This is a genomic window from Mesorhizobium sp. M0772, assembly GCF_040320135.1.
In the GTDB taxonomy this organism is placed as follows: Bacteria; Pseudomonadota; Alphaproteobacteria; order Rhizobiales; family Rhizobiaceae; genus Mesorhizobium.
This window is the reverse complement of record NZ_JAMYPB010000010.1, coordinates 147,424-165,480: the sequence shown is the minus strand read 5'-3', so window position 1 is coordinate 165,480 and position 18,057 is coordinate 147,424. Positions and strand designations below refer to the sequence as shown.

Below are 18,057 nucleotides of genomic sequence, written 5' to 3'. Positions count from 1 at the left end.
CGCCTCCCACCTTTACATAACCTTATTGTTTCGGCTCCCGGTTATTTTTTTTATATATCACATAACCCCTGACCTTTTAACCGTCATCGGCGGGGGGGTTTTCCGCCCGGCCGCCACACAAGAAAGTTCAATTGCCCGGTGCGGTCCACACGGCGTCGGAGATGCGCACCGCGTTCGGGATCAGCTTGAGCTTGTAGAAGCGATCGGCTGTCGCCTGCTGGCCGGCGATGATCTCGTCGGTGATCGGGAAGATGCCGAATTTGGTGCGGTTGGCCGCGATCGTCTGTGCATCGAGCGGCACGCCGGTCACCTCATGCAGCGCCGCGGCAACCTTGTCGCGGTTCGCGTCCGCCCATTTCGCCGCCACGCCGAGCGCCGATATCGTCGTGGCGATCGTCTCCGGATGCGCCTTGGCGAAATCCTTGTTGGCGAGGAAATAGGTGTTCACCTTCAGCACCTCGCTGGAGCGCGCCAGCACGCGCGGCTGGTAGCGTGTCTCGGCGATGGCGTAGAACGGATCCCAGACCGCCCAGGCATCGATCTGGTCGCTGGCGAAAGCCGCCGCAGCATCGGCCGGGCTGAGATAGACCGGGGTGATCTGGTCGAAGGGGATGTTTGCTTTTTCGAGTGCCGCGACCAGCAGATTGTGCGCGCTGGTGCCTTTGCCGACGCCGATGCGCTTTCCCTTGAGGTCGGCGAGCGACTGGATCGGCGATGCCGGCTTGACGAAGATCGCTTCGCCGTCGCCATTGGCCGGCAGTGCCGCCGCATAGACGATGTTGGCGCCGGCCGACTGGCCGAAGATTGGCGGTGCGTCGCCGGTCCAGCCGACATCGATGGCGCCGACATTGAGCGCCTCGACCAGCGGCGGGCCGGCGGTGAATTCGACCCATTTCACCGCGACACCCTTGTCGCTCAGCGCCTTCTCGATCACCTGCTGCTGCCGGGCGATGACCGGCAGGCCGGTCTTCTGATAGCCGATGTTGAGCTGCTTCAACTCCTGCGCCGAGGCACTGAGCGAGGCAGCAATGCCCGCCGCCAAAAGGCCAAGGCCGAAAACGCGTCTGGTCAGGCTGAACATGATCCCTCTTCCTTCGCTGCGAACCGGCGCCGGGAAGGGCTCCCTGCCGTGGATGAGAGACAAGGCTAGGTAGCTCTATAAATTTAGTAGAGGAACGATTTTGCGAGTTGACTGCTTGACGTGGAAATATTTTCTTCAGAACCCAGCGCTCGTCATCCTAGGGCGAAGCAAGGAGCGAAGCGACGCGGCGCAGACCCTAGGATCCATGCCGTGACGTTTGGCGTAGAGTGGAACCGATCAGAATGTCGCTTGTGCGCGAACCGAGGCTCGATACGCTGAAACCATGACCGGCTACGTCTACATGACTGCAAGCCAAAAACGCGGCACGATCTACATCGGCGTCACCAACGATCTCGCCCGCCGCATGCCTGAACACAAATCCGGCCAGGGCGCAGGCTTCACCAGCCGCTACGGTGTTCAACGGCTGGTCTGGTATGAGGAATTCTTCGACATCACCGATGCCATTCAACGCGAGAAGTCGCTGAAGCGATGGCCAAGATCGAACTGATAGAGAAGGCCAATCCGGAGTGGTTTGAGCTGTTTCGCGGAACCGGGTGGTGGGCGCCCGGTTTGTTGCTCCCCTGGAGCGTAGCATCAGCGTCTCGGCATGGATCCTAGGGTCTGCGCCGCGTCGCTTCGCTCCTTGCTTCGCCCTAGGATGACGAAATCGCGAAGGCTGGCGCTAATCACCATCACCTCACTGCGACCAATACTGCCAGGCCCAGTAAAATCCCTCGTCGCGTGGCGGCAGGCGGTCGCGTTCGGCGTCGAGTTGCACCGGGGCCGGCGATTTCGGTTGCGGCTGCGACGACGAGTTCTCCCGCCAGGCGAGCAGCCAGTTGCCGAGATGGGCGAACAGCACCGCGGTGGACTGGGTCATGACATCACTCCTTCTGTTCCAGGGTCGGCGGTCGCCGTGCTGCGAAGGGAAGCAGCCGGTCAAACCGGCAGAAACTTGTTGTCATTCCTTTCCCGCCCACGGAACCAGCTGACGCTCGATCCGGCGGATGATGAATTCCAGCACGAAGGCTATTGTCGCGATCACCACTATTCCCATCACCACGACATCGGTGACCAGGAACTGGGCGGCCGACTGGATCATGAAGCCGAGGCCGCGCGTTGCCGCCACCAGCTCCGCTGCAACCAGCGTCGACCAGCCGGCGCCGAGCGCGATGCGCAGGCCGGTGAGGATCGACGGCAGCGCGCTGGGCAGGATGACATGGCGCACCACTTGGCGCTGCGTCGCACCAAGCGAACGGGCCGCATCGATGCGCTCCTTTGAGACACCGCGCACGCCCGAGGCCGTCGACAGCGCCACCGGCGCCAGCATGGCAATGGCGATCACCAGGATCTTTGACGGCTCGCCGATGCCGAACCAGATGATGACCAGCGGCAGATAGGCGAGCGGCGGGATCGGCCGCAAAAATTCGAGCAGCGGATCGAAGATGCCGCGCCCAATGGTGCTGATGCCTATGGCGAGACCGACGGGCACGCCGACGATGATGGCCGCGACGAGCGCCGCGAAGACGCGGCCGAGGCTGGCGACGGTGTGCTGGAGCAAAGTCGCGTCGACGAAGCCGTCCTTGATCACCACGATGAACTTGGTCCACACGGCAGCGGGCGACGGCAGGAACACCGGCGACACCAGTTGCAGGCGCGCAGACAGCGCCCATGCCGCCAGCGCGGCCAGGATGGTGACGGCGCTGATCGCCCGCGAGGAAACCCCGCGCCGCTTCCGCACCGGCCGCGACCACGGCACCGAAATGGCATCGGCCTCGCCGGTCCCGGTGGCCGGCCGCTCGCTGTAGGAGGTGACGCTCATGCCACCTCTCCTTCGAAGATCGCATCGGTCAGTTCGCCGCGCGCCCCGGCAAAGGCCGGATCGGCCTTGATGGCGCGGATCGGCTCGCCTGCGGCATAGCGCCGGCTGAAACCGGTCTCGAATGTCCGCACCACGCGGCCCGGTCCGGGCGCCAAAACGACGATGCTTGTGGCCAGCACCAGCGCCTCCTCGATGCCATGCGTGACCATCAGCACGCCGACCCGGCTTGCGGTCCACAGGTCGAGCAGCGTCGTCTGCATGCGCTCGCGCGTCAGCGCATCGAGTGCGCCGAGCGGTTCGTCGAGCAGCAAGAATTCCGGCTCGGCCGCGAGTGCACGGGCGAGGCCGACGCGCTGGCGCATGCCGCCGGACAATTCCCAGATGCGTTTGTCGCCGACGCCGTCAAGCTTGACCAGCGCCAGCAACTGGTCGGCGCGGCGCGCCCGCTCCGCTTGCGGCACGCCGCGCAGCCTGAGCGCAAAGGCGACGTTTTCACGAGCCGTCAGCCAGGGAAACAGCGCGTCGTTCTGGAACACGACCGCCCGGTCGGAGCCTGGGCCGGTGATCGGCCTGCCGCCGATCGTGGCGACCCCGCGCGCGGGTTCGACCAAGCCGGCGGCGACATTGAGCAGCGAGGTCTTGCCGCAGCCGGAGCGGCCGACCAGCACGACGAAATCGCCCTTGGCAACATCGATGGAAACTCGGTCGACCGCCGGCGCTGCCTGGCCGTCATAGTGAACCGAGACCTTGTCGAGTACGAGATGCGGGTCGAGTACGAGATGCGGCATGAAAGGGGCTCCGGAAGAAAATCAGCCTGCCCCGGCCCTCGTTAAGCGGATCCGGGACAGGCAGCACGCGGCGTCAGGGAAGAAGAAACCGCGCGTGTTCAGGGCAATTCCAGGAAAAGTGTAAAGCGGTTTTCCGTCCGGAATTGCGTAAAACTGAAGATCAGTTCGAGGCCAGAGCCTCGGTCACGTATTTCGACGACACGTATTTCGAATAGTCGGGCAGCACGGCGTCGATCTTGCCCTGCTCCTTGAGGAAGGCCGAAGCTGCCTCGATCGCCTTGACCGTGCCGCCGCCGAGGAATTTGCCGGAAGCCTGCTCTTCCAATGTCGGGAAGACGTAACCCTTGAGGAGCTGCGGCACCTCTTCCAGTTTGGCGCCGGTGATCTTGGCGATCTTGGCCGCTTCCGGCGACGAAACCGACCATGCCTCGGGCTTGGCCAGGAACTGGGCATAGGATTCGCCGGTCACCTTGATGAAATCGCGCACGGCGTCCGGGTTCTTATCGGCGAAGTCGGTGCGCACGATCCAGGCGTCGAAGGTCGGCGCCCCCCAGGCGGCAACCTGCGAGGAATCCAGCACCACCTTGCCTGTCGTCTTGATCTGGCCGAGCGCCGGATCCCAGACATAGGCCGCGTCTATGTCGCCGCGGGCGAAGGCGGCGGCGATTTCCGGTGGCCTGAGATTAAGGATTTCGACCGACTTCGGGTCGACGTTTTCGTGCTTCAGCGCGGCAAGCAGGCTGTAATGCGTGGTCGACACGAACGGCACCGCCACCTTCTTGCCGGCGAGGTCGGCGATCTTCTCGATGCCGGATCCGTTGCGGGCGACCAGCGCCTCGGATTCGCCGATCAGGCCGACGACAAAGATGGTCTGGATCGGCAGTTCGCGGCTGGCGGCCGCAGCCAGCGGACTCGAGCCGACATAGCCGATATCGACCGAACCGGATGCGACGGCGGCGATGACATCGGCGCCGGAATCGAATCTGCGCCAGTCGATCGTGGCCTTGGTCGCCTTTTCATAGGCGCCGTCGGCCTGCGCTACTTTGGAAGGTTCGACCACCGTCTGGTAGCCGATGGTGATGTTGAGGTCCTGCGCCTGGGCGGGGCCGAGAAAGGCCGCACCCGCCAAAGCTGCCGACGACAGGAGGACAATGCGTCGCGAAATGCTGGACATGAAAGGCTCCATGAAAAATGAGAAAACCGGATGCCTGTTCATACTCAGCTAATTCTATCATTCTTGTAGAGTTAAATCCTTCCAAGCAAGAAGCACTTGTTAGAAAAAAACCACCGGCTGATGCGGGCGCGGTGACCGGCCCGTGTCGAACCGTGCACAAACGCAAACGGCGCCCGAAGGTGCTGAAGAGTTGGTGGTCCTGCCAACCCTCGCTACGGAAGAGGCCTGATTTGGTGCTCGGCGCGCCGCTTGCGGCCCGCCGCAGGATCGATGTCGAGCCGTTGAGCCTCACCGATTTCCGCAGCGACGGCCACCGCTGGATGCTGCGGTCAAGCGGCGTGCCGGTGGCCGCCAAGGCCGCCCGGTCTCAGAGCGGCAAGGCGGCGTCCTGATATCGGGCGCAGGGCGGCGCCCGAGTTGTCGGGAGTCATGTTTCGCCGATCCGCGGGCTGCGACCCAAAATTCCTGGCAAAGCCCCAAATGGCGCAAATCCATGCTGTAAAAGACGGTTGATTTGAAAACACGTTCCGCGTGTTCGACGGTAAGTATAGTAATCTTATCGACATTGGGAGCAGGAGCCGCCGCTCATCGCCGCTATCGCTCGCGGCTGGCTGTGACCTTAACGGCACAAAGCCTTGCCAAAGTGGCCCCTGCGGCGTGAAAACGAAGCAAAATCAAGGTTTCTCGGCTTGTATATCATGTCAGTAGAATTTATGTGTCGAAGCAGCTTGCACGCGGCGGGGAGGCACGTCAGGCGTTTCGCAACCGATGGTTTTGGGCCATCGCCTGACAGAGAAACATTCGGTCTATGCTCACCAAAAAAGGCAAGTACGGCCTCAAGGCGCTGGTCCATCTGGCGCAACTGCCGACGGGACAGCTCGCCTTTGTCGGCGACATCGCCAGCGGCAACAACATTCCGAAGAAATTCCTCGACGCCATTCTGGGCGAATTGCGCAATGCCGGTTTCGTCCAGAGCCGCAAGGGCAAGGATGGCGGCTATCGCTTGGCGCGCCCGGCCGACGAGATCAAGGTCGGCCATGTCGTGCGCGTCCTCGACGGACCGCTGGCGCCCATCCCCTGCGCCAGCCGCACTCAGTATCAGCGCTGTGAAGACTGCAATGAGGCGACATGCCAAGTCCGACATCTGATGCTCGAGGTCCGGCAGGCGATCGCCGAGGTGCTCGACCAGCGCACGCTGGCCGAGATGCGCGACATCGTCCTCGACGACCTTCCGGTCGCGAGGGACATCGACGAGCTTGCGCCGGCGCAAAAGGTCCCCGCCTGATCCTGAGCGTGCTCGCATGAGCGTCGCGCGCGCCAATTCGATCATCCGCAGCTCGATCATCATCGTCGGTGGCGGCGCCAGCGGCGTCGTGTTAGCCGCGCATCTGCTGAAGTCGCCCAACCCGGACCTTCGCGTCACGCTGATCGAAAAGCGTCCGCATTTCGGCCAGGGCATCGCCTATTCGACGCTTTTGTCGGCGCACGTGCTGAATGTCAGCGCTGCGGGGATGAGCGCCTATGCCGACGATCCCCTGAATTTCTGGCGCTGGTTGCAGGGGCGCGGCCTGATAAGCCAGGAACAGACGCCGCAGACACCCTTCTATGCACCGCGCAGCGTCTATGCCCGCTACCTCAAGGAAGTGCTCGACGAGCTCGAAGCGCGCGAAAAGGAAACCGGCCGTCTCAGGCTGATTCGCGAGGAAAGCCTGTCGATCTCGCCGACATCGTCCGGTGTCGAAGTGGTGCTGGCCAACGGCACCAGCGTCGTCGCGCATCTGGCGGTGCTTGCCACCGGCCATGACGAGCAGCCCGGCGCCGGCCAGGGCCACGCCATCCGTATGGGCACCGAGGCCGACACCGCGCTCGATCCTGAAGCCCGCGTGCTGGTGCTGGGCACCGGGCTCAGCATGGTCGATGCCTTCCTGTCGCTCGAGCAGCGCGGCCATCGCGGCGAGATCGTCGCCGTGTCGCGGCGCGGCCGGCGGCCGTCGCCGCACCGCAAGGGCAACCCGATCAAGCTCGACGTCGCCGACATTCCGCTTGGCACGCAGCTCTCCTATTTCGTCGGCTGGTTTCGCGACCTGATCCGCGAAAACCAGAAGGCCGGCATCGACTGGCGCGACGTCGTCGATGGGCTGCGACCCTTCAATCAGAAGATCTGGCAGAACTGGCCGTCCTCTGCCAAGCGCCGCTTCGTTGAGCACACCAAGGCCTGGTGGGACATCCATCGCCATCGGCTGGCGCCCGAGGTGCATGCCCGCGTCACCGAAGCGGTGCGCACCGGCCGCATCCGCCCGGTCGCCGGCCGTGTCGTCGGCATCGAGGCTGGCGATGGATTCACCGTCGGCATCCAGTCTCGCCACACAAAGGCGCTGGAAACGCTGCAGGTCGCCCGCATCTATGATTGCACCGGCATCGCCCGCGACATCTCGACGACGTCGAACAGCGTCGTGCGTTCGCTGGTCGACCGAGGCCTGGCGCGGCCCGACCCGCTGCGGCTTGGTCTCGATGTCACAGCCAAATGCGAAATCATCGCCGGCGACGGCACCGCATCGGCCAAGATCCTCGCCGTCGGGCCGCTGACCCGCGGCACCTTCTTCGAGATCGACGCCATCCCCGACATCCGCGTGCAATGCGCTAGGCTGAGCAAGCAGCTGCTGGGGTAAAGCTGTTGACGTCGGCGGGATAGCACGCCCCTCAGAGGGGGGTGGGAAGGATGGCTACGGAGGGTGTTTGGCTTGAGTCCAAAGCCGGCGTCAAACTGGAATTCCATTCCCCCTCTCGCCGGTTGATTGGCACGATCTACCTTCTTTCCGACTGCAAACGGCCGGAAAAGAAGCTACGCTGCCGCTCTGCCCCCGAGGCGGTCGCTTGTTCAAGGGAGCACATCGATATGAGCGAGCACGGAAAAGCTGCGCCAGGCAGTTCGGACGGCGCGTTATCCCGCCTGCGTCCGCCCTACGCCTCGGTGCTCGACCTCATCGGCCAGACGCCGGTGGTCGAACTGACCAAATTCGACACCGGCAAGTGCCGGCTGTTCATCAAGCTCGAAAGCCAGAATCCCGGCGGCTCGATCAAGGACCGCATTGCGCTGTCGATGATTGCCGCGGCCGAGAAGGAAGGCAAGCTGAAGCGCGGCGGCACCATCGTCGAGGCGACCGCCGGGAATACCGGCCTCGGCCTCGCCCAGGTCGGCATCCCCAAGGGCTACCGCATCATCCTCGTCGTGCCCGACAAGATGTCGCGCGAAAAGATCCAGCATCTGCGCGCGCTCGGCGCCGAAGTGCGCATGACCCGCTCCGATGTCGGCAAGGGCCATGCCGAATATTACCAGGACATGGCCGAGAAGATCGCATCGGAAACGCCCGGCGCCTTCTACGCCAACCAGTTCGCCAACCCGGCCAACCCTGAGGCGCATGAGACCACCACCGGACCGGAAATCCTTGCCCAGCTCGATGGCGACCTCGACGCCGTGGTCGTCGGCGTTGGCTCCGGCGGCACGCTGACCGGGCTTGGCCGCTACTTCGCCAGAACGTCGCCGAAGACCGAAATGGTGCTGGCCGATCCAGTCGGATCGGTGCTGGCGCCGCTGATCAAGACCGGCAAGATGGAAGAGGCCGGCAGCTGGACAGTCGAAGGCATCGGCGAGGATTTCGTGCCGCCCAATGCCGATCTGTCGCTGGTCAGGAAAGCCTATTCCATCCCAGACAAGCAGAGCATGCTGGCCGTGCGGGACCTGCTTTCGAAGGAAGGCATTCTCGCCGGCTCGTCTTCCGGCACGCTGCTGTCGGCCGCGCTGCGCTATTGCCGCGAGCAGACGACAGCAAAACGCGTCGTCACCTTCGTCTGCGACAGCGGCAACAAGTACCTGTCGAAGGTGTTCGACGATTTCTGGCTGGCCGAGCAGGGGCTGGCCGAACAGGAACAGCATGGCGATCTGCGCGACCTCGTCATGCGCTCGCACCGCACCGGCGACACCGTTTATGTCGGCCCCGACGAAAGCCTGCTCAACGCCTATGGCCGCATGCGCCGCTCCGATGTCTCGCAGCTGCCTGTGCTGGACAACGGCAAGCTGGTCGGCATTATCGATGAGGGCGATATATTGGCCAAGGTCGACGGCCCCTATGAAGGCCGCTGGGACCGCTTCAACGCCCCGGTGCGCACCGCCATGACCTCCAATCTTCACACGCTGCAGGCCAGCCAGACGCTGGATGCGCTGCTGCCGGTGTTCGACCGCAACGAGGTCGCCATCATCTTCGATGGCGACGAGTTCGTCGGCCTGATAACCCGTATCGACCTGATCAACCATTTGAGGCGCGCACGATGACTGCTGAAACATCCCCATCGGGCAAGAACCGCCTGGCTTTTTCCACGCGCACCATCCATGGCGGCCAGAGCCATGACCCGCTGACCGGCGCGGTGATGGTGCCGATCTACGCGACCTCGACCTATGGCCAGCAGTCGCCCGGCGTGCACAAGGGGTTTGAGTACGCCCGCAGCCAGAACCCGACCCGCTTCGCCTTCGAGCGCGCGGTGGCCGATCTCGAAAGCGGCTCGGCCGCCTTTGCATTCGCGTCCGGCCTGGCGGCGATCTCGACCGTGCTCGAGCTGCTCGACAGCGGCGCCCATATCGTTGCAACCGACGACATCTATGGCGGCTCGTTCCGGCTGATGGAGCGGGTGCGCAAGCGCTCGGCCAATCTGCAGGTGAGTTTTGTGGACTTCACCGATCTGGCGGCGGTGGAAGCAGCGATTCGCCCGGAGACAAAACTGCTCTGGGTCGAAACTCCGACCAATCCGCTGCTGCGTATCGTCGACCTCGAAGGCGTTGCGGCACTCGCCAGGCGCAAGGGCGTATTGACGGTCGCCGACAACACGTTCTGCAGCCCCTACATCCAGCGGCCGCTTGAACTCGGCATCGACATCGTCGTCCACTCGACGACGAAATATCTCAACGGCCATTCCGACATGGTCGGCGGCGTCGCCATCGTCGGCGACAACAAGGATCTAGCCGCCCAGCTGAAATTCCTGCAGAACGCCATCGGCGCCATCTCCGGTCCCTTCGACAGTTTTCTCGCGCTGCGCGGCATCAAGACACTGGCGCTCAGGATGGAGCGGCATTCCACGAACGGCCTGAAGATCGCGCAGTGGCTGGAGGCGCGAAAAGATGTGCGCCGCGTCGTCTATCCCGGCCTGGCCAGCCATCCGCAGCACGCCATCGCCGTCCAGCAGATGCATGCCTTCGGCGGCATGATCTCGGTCGACCTCGACCGCGACCTCGCCGGCACCAAACGCTTCCTCGAACGGACGCAACTGTTCACGCTGGCTGAAAGCCTCGGCGGCGTCGAAAGCCTGATCGAACACCCGGCGCTGATGACCCACGGCTCGATCCCGGCGGAAAAGCGCGCGGAAATCGGCATTTCGGATTCGCTGGTGCGGTTGTCGGCGGGGATCGAGGATGGCGATGATCTGATCGCCGATCTGGACCAGGCGCTGCGGGGGTAGGCGTACCGGATGCGTACCGATGACAATGAGGGGCGGCGCTGACCGTCAAGATTAAATCCCAATCCGCCGCGCGTTAACACATTCAGCAGCCTTTGCTTAACCCTTCGCCGCTATGTCCCGCCTCGGGGAGGCATGGCGAGAGTGAGTGTGATGGACAACAGCCCGGAAAAGCGCAGCGAATGGCGAGCCATCTTTTATGTGCAGGCCCGCGTGGCCATCCTGTTCGTCCCGGTCGTCGCCAGTCTTCTGATCATTGCCGCACTTGCCGGCAACGACCACAGTCCCGACGCCCTCGACCGCACGGTTACGGGCTCGGTGAAATAGCGGCACGGCCGTCGGCTTGCCTGCCCGGGAACGGACGCCTCAGAAAAACTTCGGGATCGGGCCGTTCTGCGGCGTCACGTCGCCTTCCAGGTCGATGAACGCCTCGTCGACAAAGCACCAGGCCCAGCCTTCCGGCGGGTCGTAGCCTTCGATGACCGGATGCTTGGTGGCGTGGAAATGCTTGGTGGCGTGGCGGTTGGGCGAGTCGTCGCAGCAGCCGACATGGCCGCAGGTGCGGCAGAGCCTGAGATGCACCCACATGGAGCCGCTCTTCAGGCACTCCTCGCAGCCGAGCGCGCTCGGCGTCACCGTCTTGATGTCGCGCGTGTGTTTGCATTCATCCATTATGCTCTCCTGGCCAGTTCGGGCGCTGCTGCGTTGGGTCGCGCGAGATAGGCGTGCAAGGCAGCCACCACCTGGGCGCCTTCGCCGACGGCGGCGGCGACCCGCTTGACCGAGCCTGCGCGCACGTCGCCGATGGCGAACACGCCGCTGCGGCTGGTCTCCATCTGGCCCGCCCCTATGTCGGCGCCGGTGCGCACGAAACCCCTGGCGTCGAGCGCGATATCGCACCCAGCCAGCCAATCGGTGTTGGGGTCGGCGCCGATGAACAGGAAGAGATGCTGGATCGGCCGCATCTCGACGCCGCCGGGGTTGCGCCAACGCAACTGGGTGAGATTGCCGCCTTCGCCTTCCAGCGCCTCGATCTCGGTCTCGCCAAGCACCTCGATGTTGGGTTGCGCCTCGATACGCTCGACCAGATAGCGCGACATGGTTTCCCTGAGGCCGCCGCGGCGCGCCAGCATCGTCACCTTGCGCACCTGGCTGGCGAGATAGACCGCCGCCTGCCCCGCCGAATTGCCGGCGCCGACCAGCGCCACTTCTTGCCCTGTGCATAGCCGCGCTTCGATCGGCGAGGCCCAGTAATGCACCGACGTGCCCTCGAACTCGGCCAGCTTGGCGATGTCGAGGCGGCGGTAGCGGGCGCCGCTGGCGATCACCACCGTGCGTGCGCGCAGGCTTTCACCGTCGCCGACGGTAAGCGTGTAGCCCTCGCCTGCTGCACCGAGCAGCTTGGCCTCGTCGGGGATGACTATTTCGACGCCGAATTTCTGCGCCTGGTTGTAGGCGCGCGCCATCAGCGCCATGCCGGAAATGCCGGTGGGGAAACCCAGATAGTTCTCGATGCGCGCGGAGGCGCCGGCCTGGCCGCCGAAGGCGCGGCAATCGAGCACGATGGTCGACAGCCCTTCGGATGCCGCATAGACCGCGGCCGCCAGCCCCGCCGGCCCGGCGCCGACAATGGCGACGTCATAGACCATGTCGGGATCGATCGGCCGCAGCAGGCCGATGCAGCGGGCAAGTTCGGTTTCGCCGGGATTGTGCATCAGCTTGCCGTTGGGGCAGAGCACGATCGGCAGATGGTGCGGGTCGACATGAAAATGCTCAATCAGCGTCTTGGCGCACGGTCGCTGTCGGAATCGAGCGCGCGGTGCGGCTGGCCGCTGCGGCGCAGAAATCCCTGCAGCCGCAGCGTGTCGCCATTGCCGGCCGGGCCGATGACGACCGGCCCGCTCGAGCCGCTTTCCAGAAGCCCGACGCGGCGCAGGATCAGCGCCCGCATGATCCGCTCGCCAAGGCTTGCCTCCTGCACCATCAGGTCGCGCAGCCGCTGCGAGGGGATGACGAAGGCCTCGACCGGCTCGGCCGCCTCCGCATTGACCAGCGACGGCCGGCTGGAAAGCTGCGCCAGCTCGCCGATGAAATTGCCGGGACCATGAGTGACGATGGTCTCGCGCCGGCCGGGCCTGACATCCGGGGTGATATCGACCGTGCCCGACAGGATGACGATCAGCCCCGGCGCCACGGTGCCGGCGGTGACGATATGCTCGCCGGCGGCATAGGAACTCGCCTCGCCGAACCGGCGCATGCGCTCGATATCGGCGTCGCCCAGGATGGGAAACATCTGGTCGCGGCGGGTGACGGTGATCGGCTGGGTGGGTGGGGCCATAGGTGCGAGCGTAGCGCCGAGACGGCCGGGTTTGAAGTGGTTTGTTAAGCGCCTGGCCGGGAGGGCAGGTTGGTTCCCGCACCAACTCGTGCGGATGCCTCACATGGCCCCGCGCTGCAAGGCAAACAGTGCGCCGACAAGTGCGACCTTTATAAGGGCGAGCCCGAGCAGTACCGCCAGCAGTCCTCGCTCACCAGTATGCTGCAAGAGCAGCGCGCCGACGGTCGGCGCCGGGCTATCGCGTTACGCCAAGCGCCTGAGGTGCGGTTGTATCCTTGGGCTCCCCGAAGGCAGATCCTGGCGAAATCCCATTCGTCACATCTTTGTAGAGCGCTATCGGATGCGGGCGCCCCACCAGATATCCTTGGATTTCGGGACATCCTTCCTTCATCAGGAAGGCACGCTCGTCCTCTGTTTCGACACCCTCCGCGATGACAGGCAAGGCCAGCGCATTCCCCAGGCTGAGTATCGTGCGCACGATGGCCGCCGATTGGACATTCGAACCGACACCCGAAACAAAACTGCGATCGATCTTGATCTTGTCGAATGGAAACGCCTGCAACGAGGACAGCGAGGCATACCCCGTGCCAAAATCATCCATCGAGACCCTGACGCCCAACGCCTTCAACCTCCGCAAAACCGACAAGGCGGTTGCCCGGTCGCGGATGAGAACCCCTTCCGTGATTTCCAGTTCCAGCCGCCCCGGAGCAAGGCCGGTCTCGTAGAGGATAGAATGAACGAGGCCTACCAGGTCGCCGAAACGGAATTGCACGGGAGAGAGGTTGACGGCGATCTGCAGCGGTGAGGGCCAGGAGGCCGCGTCTCTGCACGCCTGCCTGAGCGTCCATTCACCTATCTCAACGATCGTGCCATCCTGTTCGGCAAGCGAGACAAACGCATTTGGGGAGATGAGCCCATGCTTTGGATGGTGCCATCGGGCGAGTGCCTCGAAGCCGAAAATTTCGCCGTCCATCCTGGCTTGCGGCTGATAATGAAGCACAAGTTCGCCATGGGCGACCGCAGAGCGCAAATCTCGCTGCAAGGCGTAGCGCTCTCTTAGCCGCTTATCCATCTCAGGATCGAAGAATTGCACCATCCGACGACCGTCCGCCTTGGCCCGGTAGAGCGCTGCGTCGGCATTTGCCATCAGCGCCGCTGCATTCTCTCCGTCTTTCGGATAGATCGCCGCCCCGATGCTCACCCCGATCGAAATGTGCTGGCCCCGGATTTCGAATTTGCCTGCCGCCGATTCGAACAGACGGTCCGCAACGTCCTTGGCACTCGCGGACCGGTCATCCATGGCCAGGACAACCGTGAATTCGTCGCCACCCATGCGCGCGATAAAGGCCTCAGGCGCCGCGGTTTGGAGACGCCGGGAAATGGTGCAAAGCAGATCGTCGCCGGCGGCGTGCCCGAAAACGTCGTTCGCCTCTTTAAAATGGTCAAGGTCGATGCTGAAGACGGCAAAGCTGGCGTGCGTTGCTTTTGCACGCTCGAGCGTCGTGGCCAGGTGTGCTGCAAGCGCGGCTCGGTTCGCCAGGCCGGTAAGCGGATCGTGGTGCGCGAGATGCGCGATTTCCTCGTGCCGTGCCATCAGTTCGGTGCGCGCTACGTTCATGTTCTCGCGCGCGTCGTCCAGGCCGTGGGCGGCTTCCCTCACCTTGTCCTGGAGCAGGTTGAAACTTTCGGCCATCTCTCCAAGTTCGTCACGAGAGTTTACCGTAACCGGCATGATATTCACGGAGGCATGCGCCGCAGCGAGGTCTCCCCGCCCCAGGGCGACCATGGCGAGAGAGAAATCCTTCAGCGTTCCGGATGTCAGACGCTTTGCCGCGTTGCTCACCTCGGTCGCCGAATGGGTGATCATTCCCGGCAAGATCAGGCCAACGCTGATGGTCAGCAGCGCGACAACGACAAAAATGTCCTCCAGCGCGGCGACCAATGAAGTGTCGCCTTGGGGAACGCTGCCGATCGCCAGGAAATAGCCGGCACCGTCAAGCACGAGCACAAAAAGCATGGCTCCGGTAAGCTTCAGGTGAAGCGTATGTGGCAGCAAGGGTAGACCGAGTGCGTATCGATCCTCCATCGTGCGCCAGGCGTAGAGCGCAGCACCCGAATATGCCAAAGCCAGACCGAACAGGACGGTAGGAAGGCCAAATTGCTGAAATCCTAGTATGGCGGTCAACAGCCATATTGCAGCCGCGCCTACGCCAAGGATGATCGTTCCCCTGGGAGCCCGGAAGGGTCGCTCGGCTTCGGGACTGTCACGGCGCAAGAGCCAGACTGCGATGTTTGGCATGCAGATGCTGATCAGGTACGTAAAATTGGCCGCGGCGATCATCCAGAGCGGATACCCGCACAGCATGAAGCCGATTGCCGCGGCAGCTGTGAGCAGCGTTGCCGCCCAGGGACAATCTGTTGAGGTGCGCCTGGCCAGGAAGCTCGGCAGCAGGCCGTCTTCGCTCAGCTGCGCAAGGGTCCGCGCGGCGCCTGCCAATGGCTGCAACGTTCCATGGAACATGTTCAGCATGATGAGCCAGATGGCGGCCGCCTTGCCGAAACTCCCCAACAAGGGCGCAAAGGTGGGCCCGAGAGCAATGGCGAGGTCGGTGCCGAGCGGCTCCGGTCCAAGCACACCCAGCCAGACAACCGGCAGGACCAGGAAATAGACGCCCGCCATTGCGGCGCTGGCCCACATCGCCAGAGGAATGTTGCGGTTGGGATCGATGGTTTCGCCAACATGGCAGGCTGCAGCCTCAAATGCCGGTGCGGCAAACCCGATCAGGTACAGTCCCGCCATCACCGACGTGATGTCGCCGAACAGGCCGGTAAACGGGCTGGTCAGGGCAAAATCCGTCGCCTGCCGCCAGTCGACCGAGCCACTGATGACCGGGACGAGGGATGAGAGAAACGCAAGCGTCGCGGAGGCCGTGGCGATCGGGATCGCCAGTTGGACCACCCACTTGATTCCACACAGGTTGACCGCCGTAAAGAATGCGATAAGCCCGCAGGCGACCGCCTCCACGGGGAGGCCCGGCAGGTACCATTGCTGGATTGCAGACGCTGAAAGAACCGCTGTCAGTCCGCAGGTCGGCACCCAACCCCACCAATAGCAGGTGCCCGTCAGAGCCGAGAGAACGGGACTGTAAGGTCGGAAGGCTTCGGCGCACGCTGCGGAGATACCGCCGACGCGGTTTGGCCACATGAGAACCAATTCGGTCCACGCCGGTGCGGCGGCCCAGCTTAGAAGCAGACCAACAACGAGCAAAGGAACCGCGGCGCTTCCTTGACCGGGAATATTCCCCTGGCCGACAAAAAGGGCGGCAATCAGAAACAGGCTTTGATTGCTGCCACCCATGGCGAGCGCTGTCGTGCCCATCCATCCCAAGGTTCTCGGGTGCGGTCGTGAAGGCGTGAGGCCCGGCATTCAGAGACATCCATTCGAGTGCGGAGCGCTGTCTGACTGGCGAATGTAACCTGCGGAGATATGTCTGTCGAACGTCGCGCTCCCGAAGTCAAAGTTGGACCTTAGGTGAGACGTATTAAGACTTCGTACAAAACCAGATCCGCCCGATGATCGCTGTCAACTTGCGGTAGCTGCGGTTCAATCATGCTGATACCGGCCCGAATGGATCGATCTCCTCAAATCTGGGATATCATATCAATTTTATCTAATCGCCCACTATGAGGGATAGTCGCGAATACAGCCTAATATCGATTATTATCGACAAATCTCGCGATTGTGGCGCTATCATCCGAAGGCGGCTGAAATCGACTGTAGATCGCTAATCACATTGACCGCTTTTGACTTCGTACCTCGCCATCGGGGGGCAAGGACCGAGACTTCACGCCGTGCCTCAAGCTGGAGCTAACTTGTGCGAGCACGCCCATAGCCCTGCGTTGCAGGGCAACAGCGCGCCGACCACGCTGGGCGCGGCGGTCGGCCTTGGCGCGCTGGTGGGTCCTTCCCAGGCCGGCGCCCGTACGGTCGATATGGCGATCGCCCGCTACCATCATCCGATCTGCACCAAAATGGCCTCGGTGACATTTCTGACCATAGGCGTGGCGACGCTCTGGACCGGCCTGCCCGGTTCTGCCGGCCGCGGTGATTTTCTATGGCGCCCGCATCGGCTAGCATGGCCGGGTATCGTCACATGCGGCGACATGGTGTTCTGGACGATGCTTGAGCGCGACGCGACCTCGCCAGCGGGCACGCCTTCGACGCCGGCCCGTAGCAGGAATGTGTTCAGCACCAGAACACTTGGGATCAGCGTTGCGGGAGCCTGCACACGTGAGTACTCCGCCTCACGAGCCTTCCGGCTGGTCCTCGAGGACGAACGACGCTGCAATCAGGTCATCGCCGCTGATGCGGCCACTGCCGCCAACCATGATGGATGCGACTTCCTGAAAGGTCTTCATGTCGGCCTCTGTTATGCGCGCATCGCGCATTCTCGCCCTGAGAGAACCCAAGCGGGTATCAAGGGCTGGCGATGTCTCGACGTCATCGATCATCTTCGATCATCCTGGATCGCAATGTGAAATCCGCTGCCCGCCGCCATGGCCGGCGGCGGGCGGCAGCTATTCGATCAGTCGTAGACCTTCACAATTTTCCGGGTGCTGGGATCGACCAGGACGGTGCGGTTGTCGACCACGACGTAGCGGTATTTGACGTTGGGAACTTCGTGCAGCTCGACCGTATCAGGCAAGGCACTGCCGACGTTCAGCTCCACGCCCGGGATCTTCACCGAGGCCAGCGGCTGCTTTTTTACGTATTCGCGGACGACCGTATCCTGCTCCGGTGTGATGACGACATCCTGAGCTGCGGCGGCGCCGACCCCAGCCAAAAGCAACAAGCCTGCAGCGGCACTTGCAAAGTGGATTTTCATGGTTTTCTCCTCGCGTAATCCGGCGACGGCACCACGCCTGTTCGCCGAGGGACCGAACTTGAGATCAGCCAGATTGTTCCTGTGACTTCAGTCCGCGGCGAACCAGACCAAAGTCGGATATCAGCTAAGACCCAAGTCCCGAGGCGGAACGTTCAAGCGGGGCAGGCGTTTCCCAAATGCAACTAAATAAAACAGGAGAGGAACACATGGCCGACGGCCCAACTGTTGTTAATTCTGGTGGTGGGGGCGGCACTGCAATTGCTGTTGTTCTTGCACTTATTGCAGTCGTAGTATTGCTTATTTTTACAGGCGTCATCAATATCCGCGGCGACGGCGGCAAGGACATCAACGTCAAGGTTGAAGCGCCAAAGGTGGAAGCTCCGGCTGCACCCGCAAAGCCTGCGGCACCTGCCCCAGCCCCTGCGAGTGGCGGCTGATCTGCTCGTATCCACGCTTCCGAACT

Annotated in this window: 16 protein-coding genes and 2 pseudogenes; 9 read left to right on the top strand and 9 right to left on the bottom strand. The window is 63.1% G+C overall.

Annotation, left to right across the window (positions count from 1 at the left end; genetic code table 11):
• Positions 1 to 127: 127 nt before the first annotated feature.
• Entirely contained in the window at positions 128 to 1,081 is a 954-nt protein-coding gene (locus NKI06_RS09965; RefSeq protein ID WP_023687582.1) for a sulfonate ABC transporter substrate-binding protein, read from the bottom strand.
• A gap of 283 nt (positions 1,082 to 1,364) precedes the next feature.
• Between NKI06_RS09965 and NKI06_RS09960 the strand changes: the two are divergent.
• Positions 1,365 to 1,639, top strand: a pseudogene (locus NKI06_RS09960) (GIY-YIG nuclease family protein); the annotation flags it as partial.
• A 139-nt stretch (positions 1,640 to 1,778) separates the two neighbouring features.
• Here the strand turns inward: NKI06_RS09960 and NKI06_RS09955 are convergent.
• The 4 genes from NKI06_RS09955 to tauA all read right to left on the bottom strand — a co-directional run bounded on the left by NKI06_RS09955 (position 1,779) and on the right by tauA (position 4,865).
• Complete coding sequence (locus tag NKI06_RS09955; protein WP_023672089.1) at positions 1,779 to 1,961, bottom strand: hypothetical protein; 183 nt, start codon at positions 1,959 to 1,961, stop codon at positions 1,779 to 1,781.
• Positions 1,962 to 2,042: 81 nt separating this feature from the next.
• Positions 2,043 to 2,903, bottom strand: a complete 861-nt coding sequence (locus NKI06_RS09950) for an ABC transporter permease subunit (protein WP_352985082.1) — start codon at positions 2,901 to 2,903, stop codon at positions 2,043 to 2,045.
• Positions 2,900 to 3,691, bottom strand: coding sequence for a taurine ABC transporter ATP-binding protein (locus NKI06_RS09945; protein WP_352985081.1), 792 nt, complete (start codon positions 3,689 to 3,691; stop codon positions 2,900 to 2,902). The genes NKI06_RS09950 and NKI06_RS09945 overlap by 4 nt, the downstream gene beginning before the upstream one ends.
• A gap of 160 nt (positions 3,692 to 3,851) precedes the next feature.
• Entirely contained in the window at positions 3,852 to 4,865 is a 1,014-nt protein-coding gene (gene tauA / locus NKI06_RS09940; protein ID WP_352985080.1) for a taurine ABC transporter substrate-binding protein, read from the bottom strand.
• Between the two features lie 230 nt (positions 4,866 to 5,095).
• Between tauA and NKI06_RS09935 the strand changes: the two genes are divergently transcribed.
• The 6 genes from NKI06_RS09935 (at position 5,096) to NKI06_RS09910 (ending at position 10,697) form a co-directional block, all read left to right on the top strand.
• Entirely contained in the window at positions 5,096 to 5,257 is a 162-nt protein-coding gene (locus tag NKI06_RS09935; RefSeq protein ID WP_352985078.1) for a hypothetical protein, read from the top strand.
• Positions 5,258 to 5,673: 416 nt separating this feature from the next.
• The gene (locus NKI06_RS09930) at positions 5,674 to 6,150 is read left to right on the top strand and encodes an RrF2 family transcriptional regulator (RefSeq protein ID WP_023692934.1); all 477 of its coding nucleotides are present in this window, start codon (positions 5,674 to 5,676) and stop codon (positions 6,148 to 6,150) included.
• A gap of 16 nt (positions 6,151 to 6,166) precedes the next feature.
• Positions 6,167 to 7,534 carry an FAD/NAD(P)-binding protein gene (locus tag NKI06_RS09925; protein ID WP_352498542.1) on the top strand — a complete coding sequence of 456 codons (1,368 nt, stop codon included), beginning with the start codon at positions 6,167 to 6,169 and terminating at the stop codon, positions 7,532 to 7,534.
• Positions 7,535 to 7,761: 227 nt separating this feature from the next.
• Positions 7,762 to 9,195 (top strand): pyridoxal-phosphate dependent enzyme, encoded by a 1,434-nt coding sequence (locus tag NKI06_RS09920; RefSeq protein ID WP_023755923.1) that lies wholly within the window; start codon positions 7,762 to 7,764, stop codon positions 9,193 to 9,195.
• Positions 9,192 to 10,373: a trans-sulfuration enzyme family protein gene (locus NKI06_RS09915; protein WP_023706950.1), complete on the top strand. Its 1,182-nt coding sequence runs from the start codon at positions 9,192 to 9,194 to the stop codon at positions 10,371 to 10,373. The genes NKI06_RS09920 and NKI06_RS09915 overlap by 4 nt, the downstream gene beginning before the upstream one ends.
• A 132-nt stretch (positions 10,374 to 10,505) precedes the next feature.
• On the top strand, positions 10,506 to 10,697 hold the full coding sequence (locus tag NKI06_RS09910) for a hypothetical protein (protein ID WP_196813750.1): 192 nt from the start codon (positions 10,506 to 10,508) through the stop codon (positions 10,695 to 10,697).
• A 39-nt stretch (positions 10,698 to 10,736) separates the two neighbouring features.
• Here NKI06_RS09910 and NKI06_RS09905 read toward each other — a convergent pair whose 3' ends face one another.
• The 3 genes and pseudogenes from NKI06_RS09905 to NKI06_RS09895 form a co-directional block, all read right to left on the bottom strand.
• Positions 10,737 to 11,042: a UBP-type zinc finger domain-containing protein gene (locus NKI06_RS09905; RefSeq protein WP_023698083.1), complete on the bottom strand. Its 306-nt coding sequence runs from the start codon at positions 11,040 to 11,042 to the stop codon at positions 10,737 to 10,739.
• A pseudogene (locus tag NKI06_RS09900) lies at positions 11,042 to 12,708 on the bottom strand (FAD-dependent oxidoreductase). The gene NKI06_RS09905 and the pseudogene NKI06_RS09900 overlap by 1 nt, the downstream one beginning before the upstream one ends.
• A gap of 235 nt (positions 12,709 to 12,943) precedes the next feature.
• On the bottom strand, positions 12,944 to 16,135 hold the full coding sequence (locus NKI06_RS09895) for an amino acid permease (RefSeq protein ID WP_081726857.1): 3,192 nt from the start codon (positions 16,133 to 16,135) through the stop codon (positions 12,944 to 12,946).
• Between the two features lie 446 nt (positions 16,136 to 16,581).
• On the opposite strand from NKI06_RS09895, the gene NKI06_RS09890 reads away from it, so the two are divergent.
• Positions 16,582 to 17,247, top strand: coding sequence for a hypothetical protein (locus NKI06_RS09890; RefSeq protein WP_352985076.1), 666 nt, complete (start codon positions 16,582 to 16,584; stop codon positions 17,245 to 17,247).
• Positions 17,248 to 17,294: 47 nt separating this feature from the next.
• Here the strand turns inward: NKI06_RS09890 and NKI06_RS09885 are convergent, their stop codons facing one another.
• Positions 17,295 to 17,594 carry a DUF1236 domain-containing protein gene (locus NKI06_RS09885; RefSeq protein WP_023681215.1) on the bottom strand — a complete coding sequence of 100 codons (300 nt, stop codon included), beginning with the start codon at positions 17,592 to 17,594 and terminating at the stop codon, positions 17,295 to 17,297.
• Between the two features lie 176 nt (positions 17,595 to 17,770).
• Here NKI06_RS09885 and NKI06_RS09880 point away from each other — a divergent pair, with 176 nt between their 5' ends.
• Positions 17,771 to 18,031: a hypothetical protein gene (locus NKI06_RS09880; protein WP_245262541.1), complete on the top strand. Its 261-nt coding sequence runs from the start codon at positions 17,771 to 17,773 to the stop codon at positions 18,029 to 18,031.
• The last annotated feature ends 26 nt before the right edge of the window (positions 18,032 to 18,057 follow it).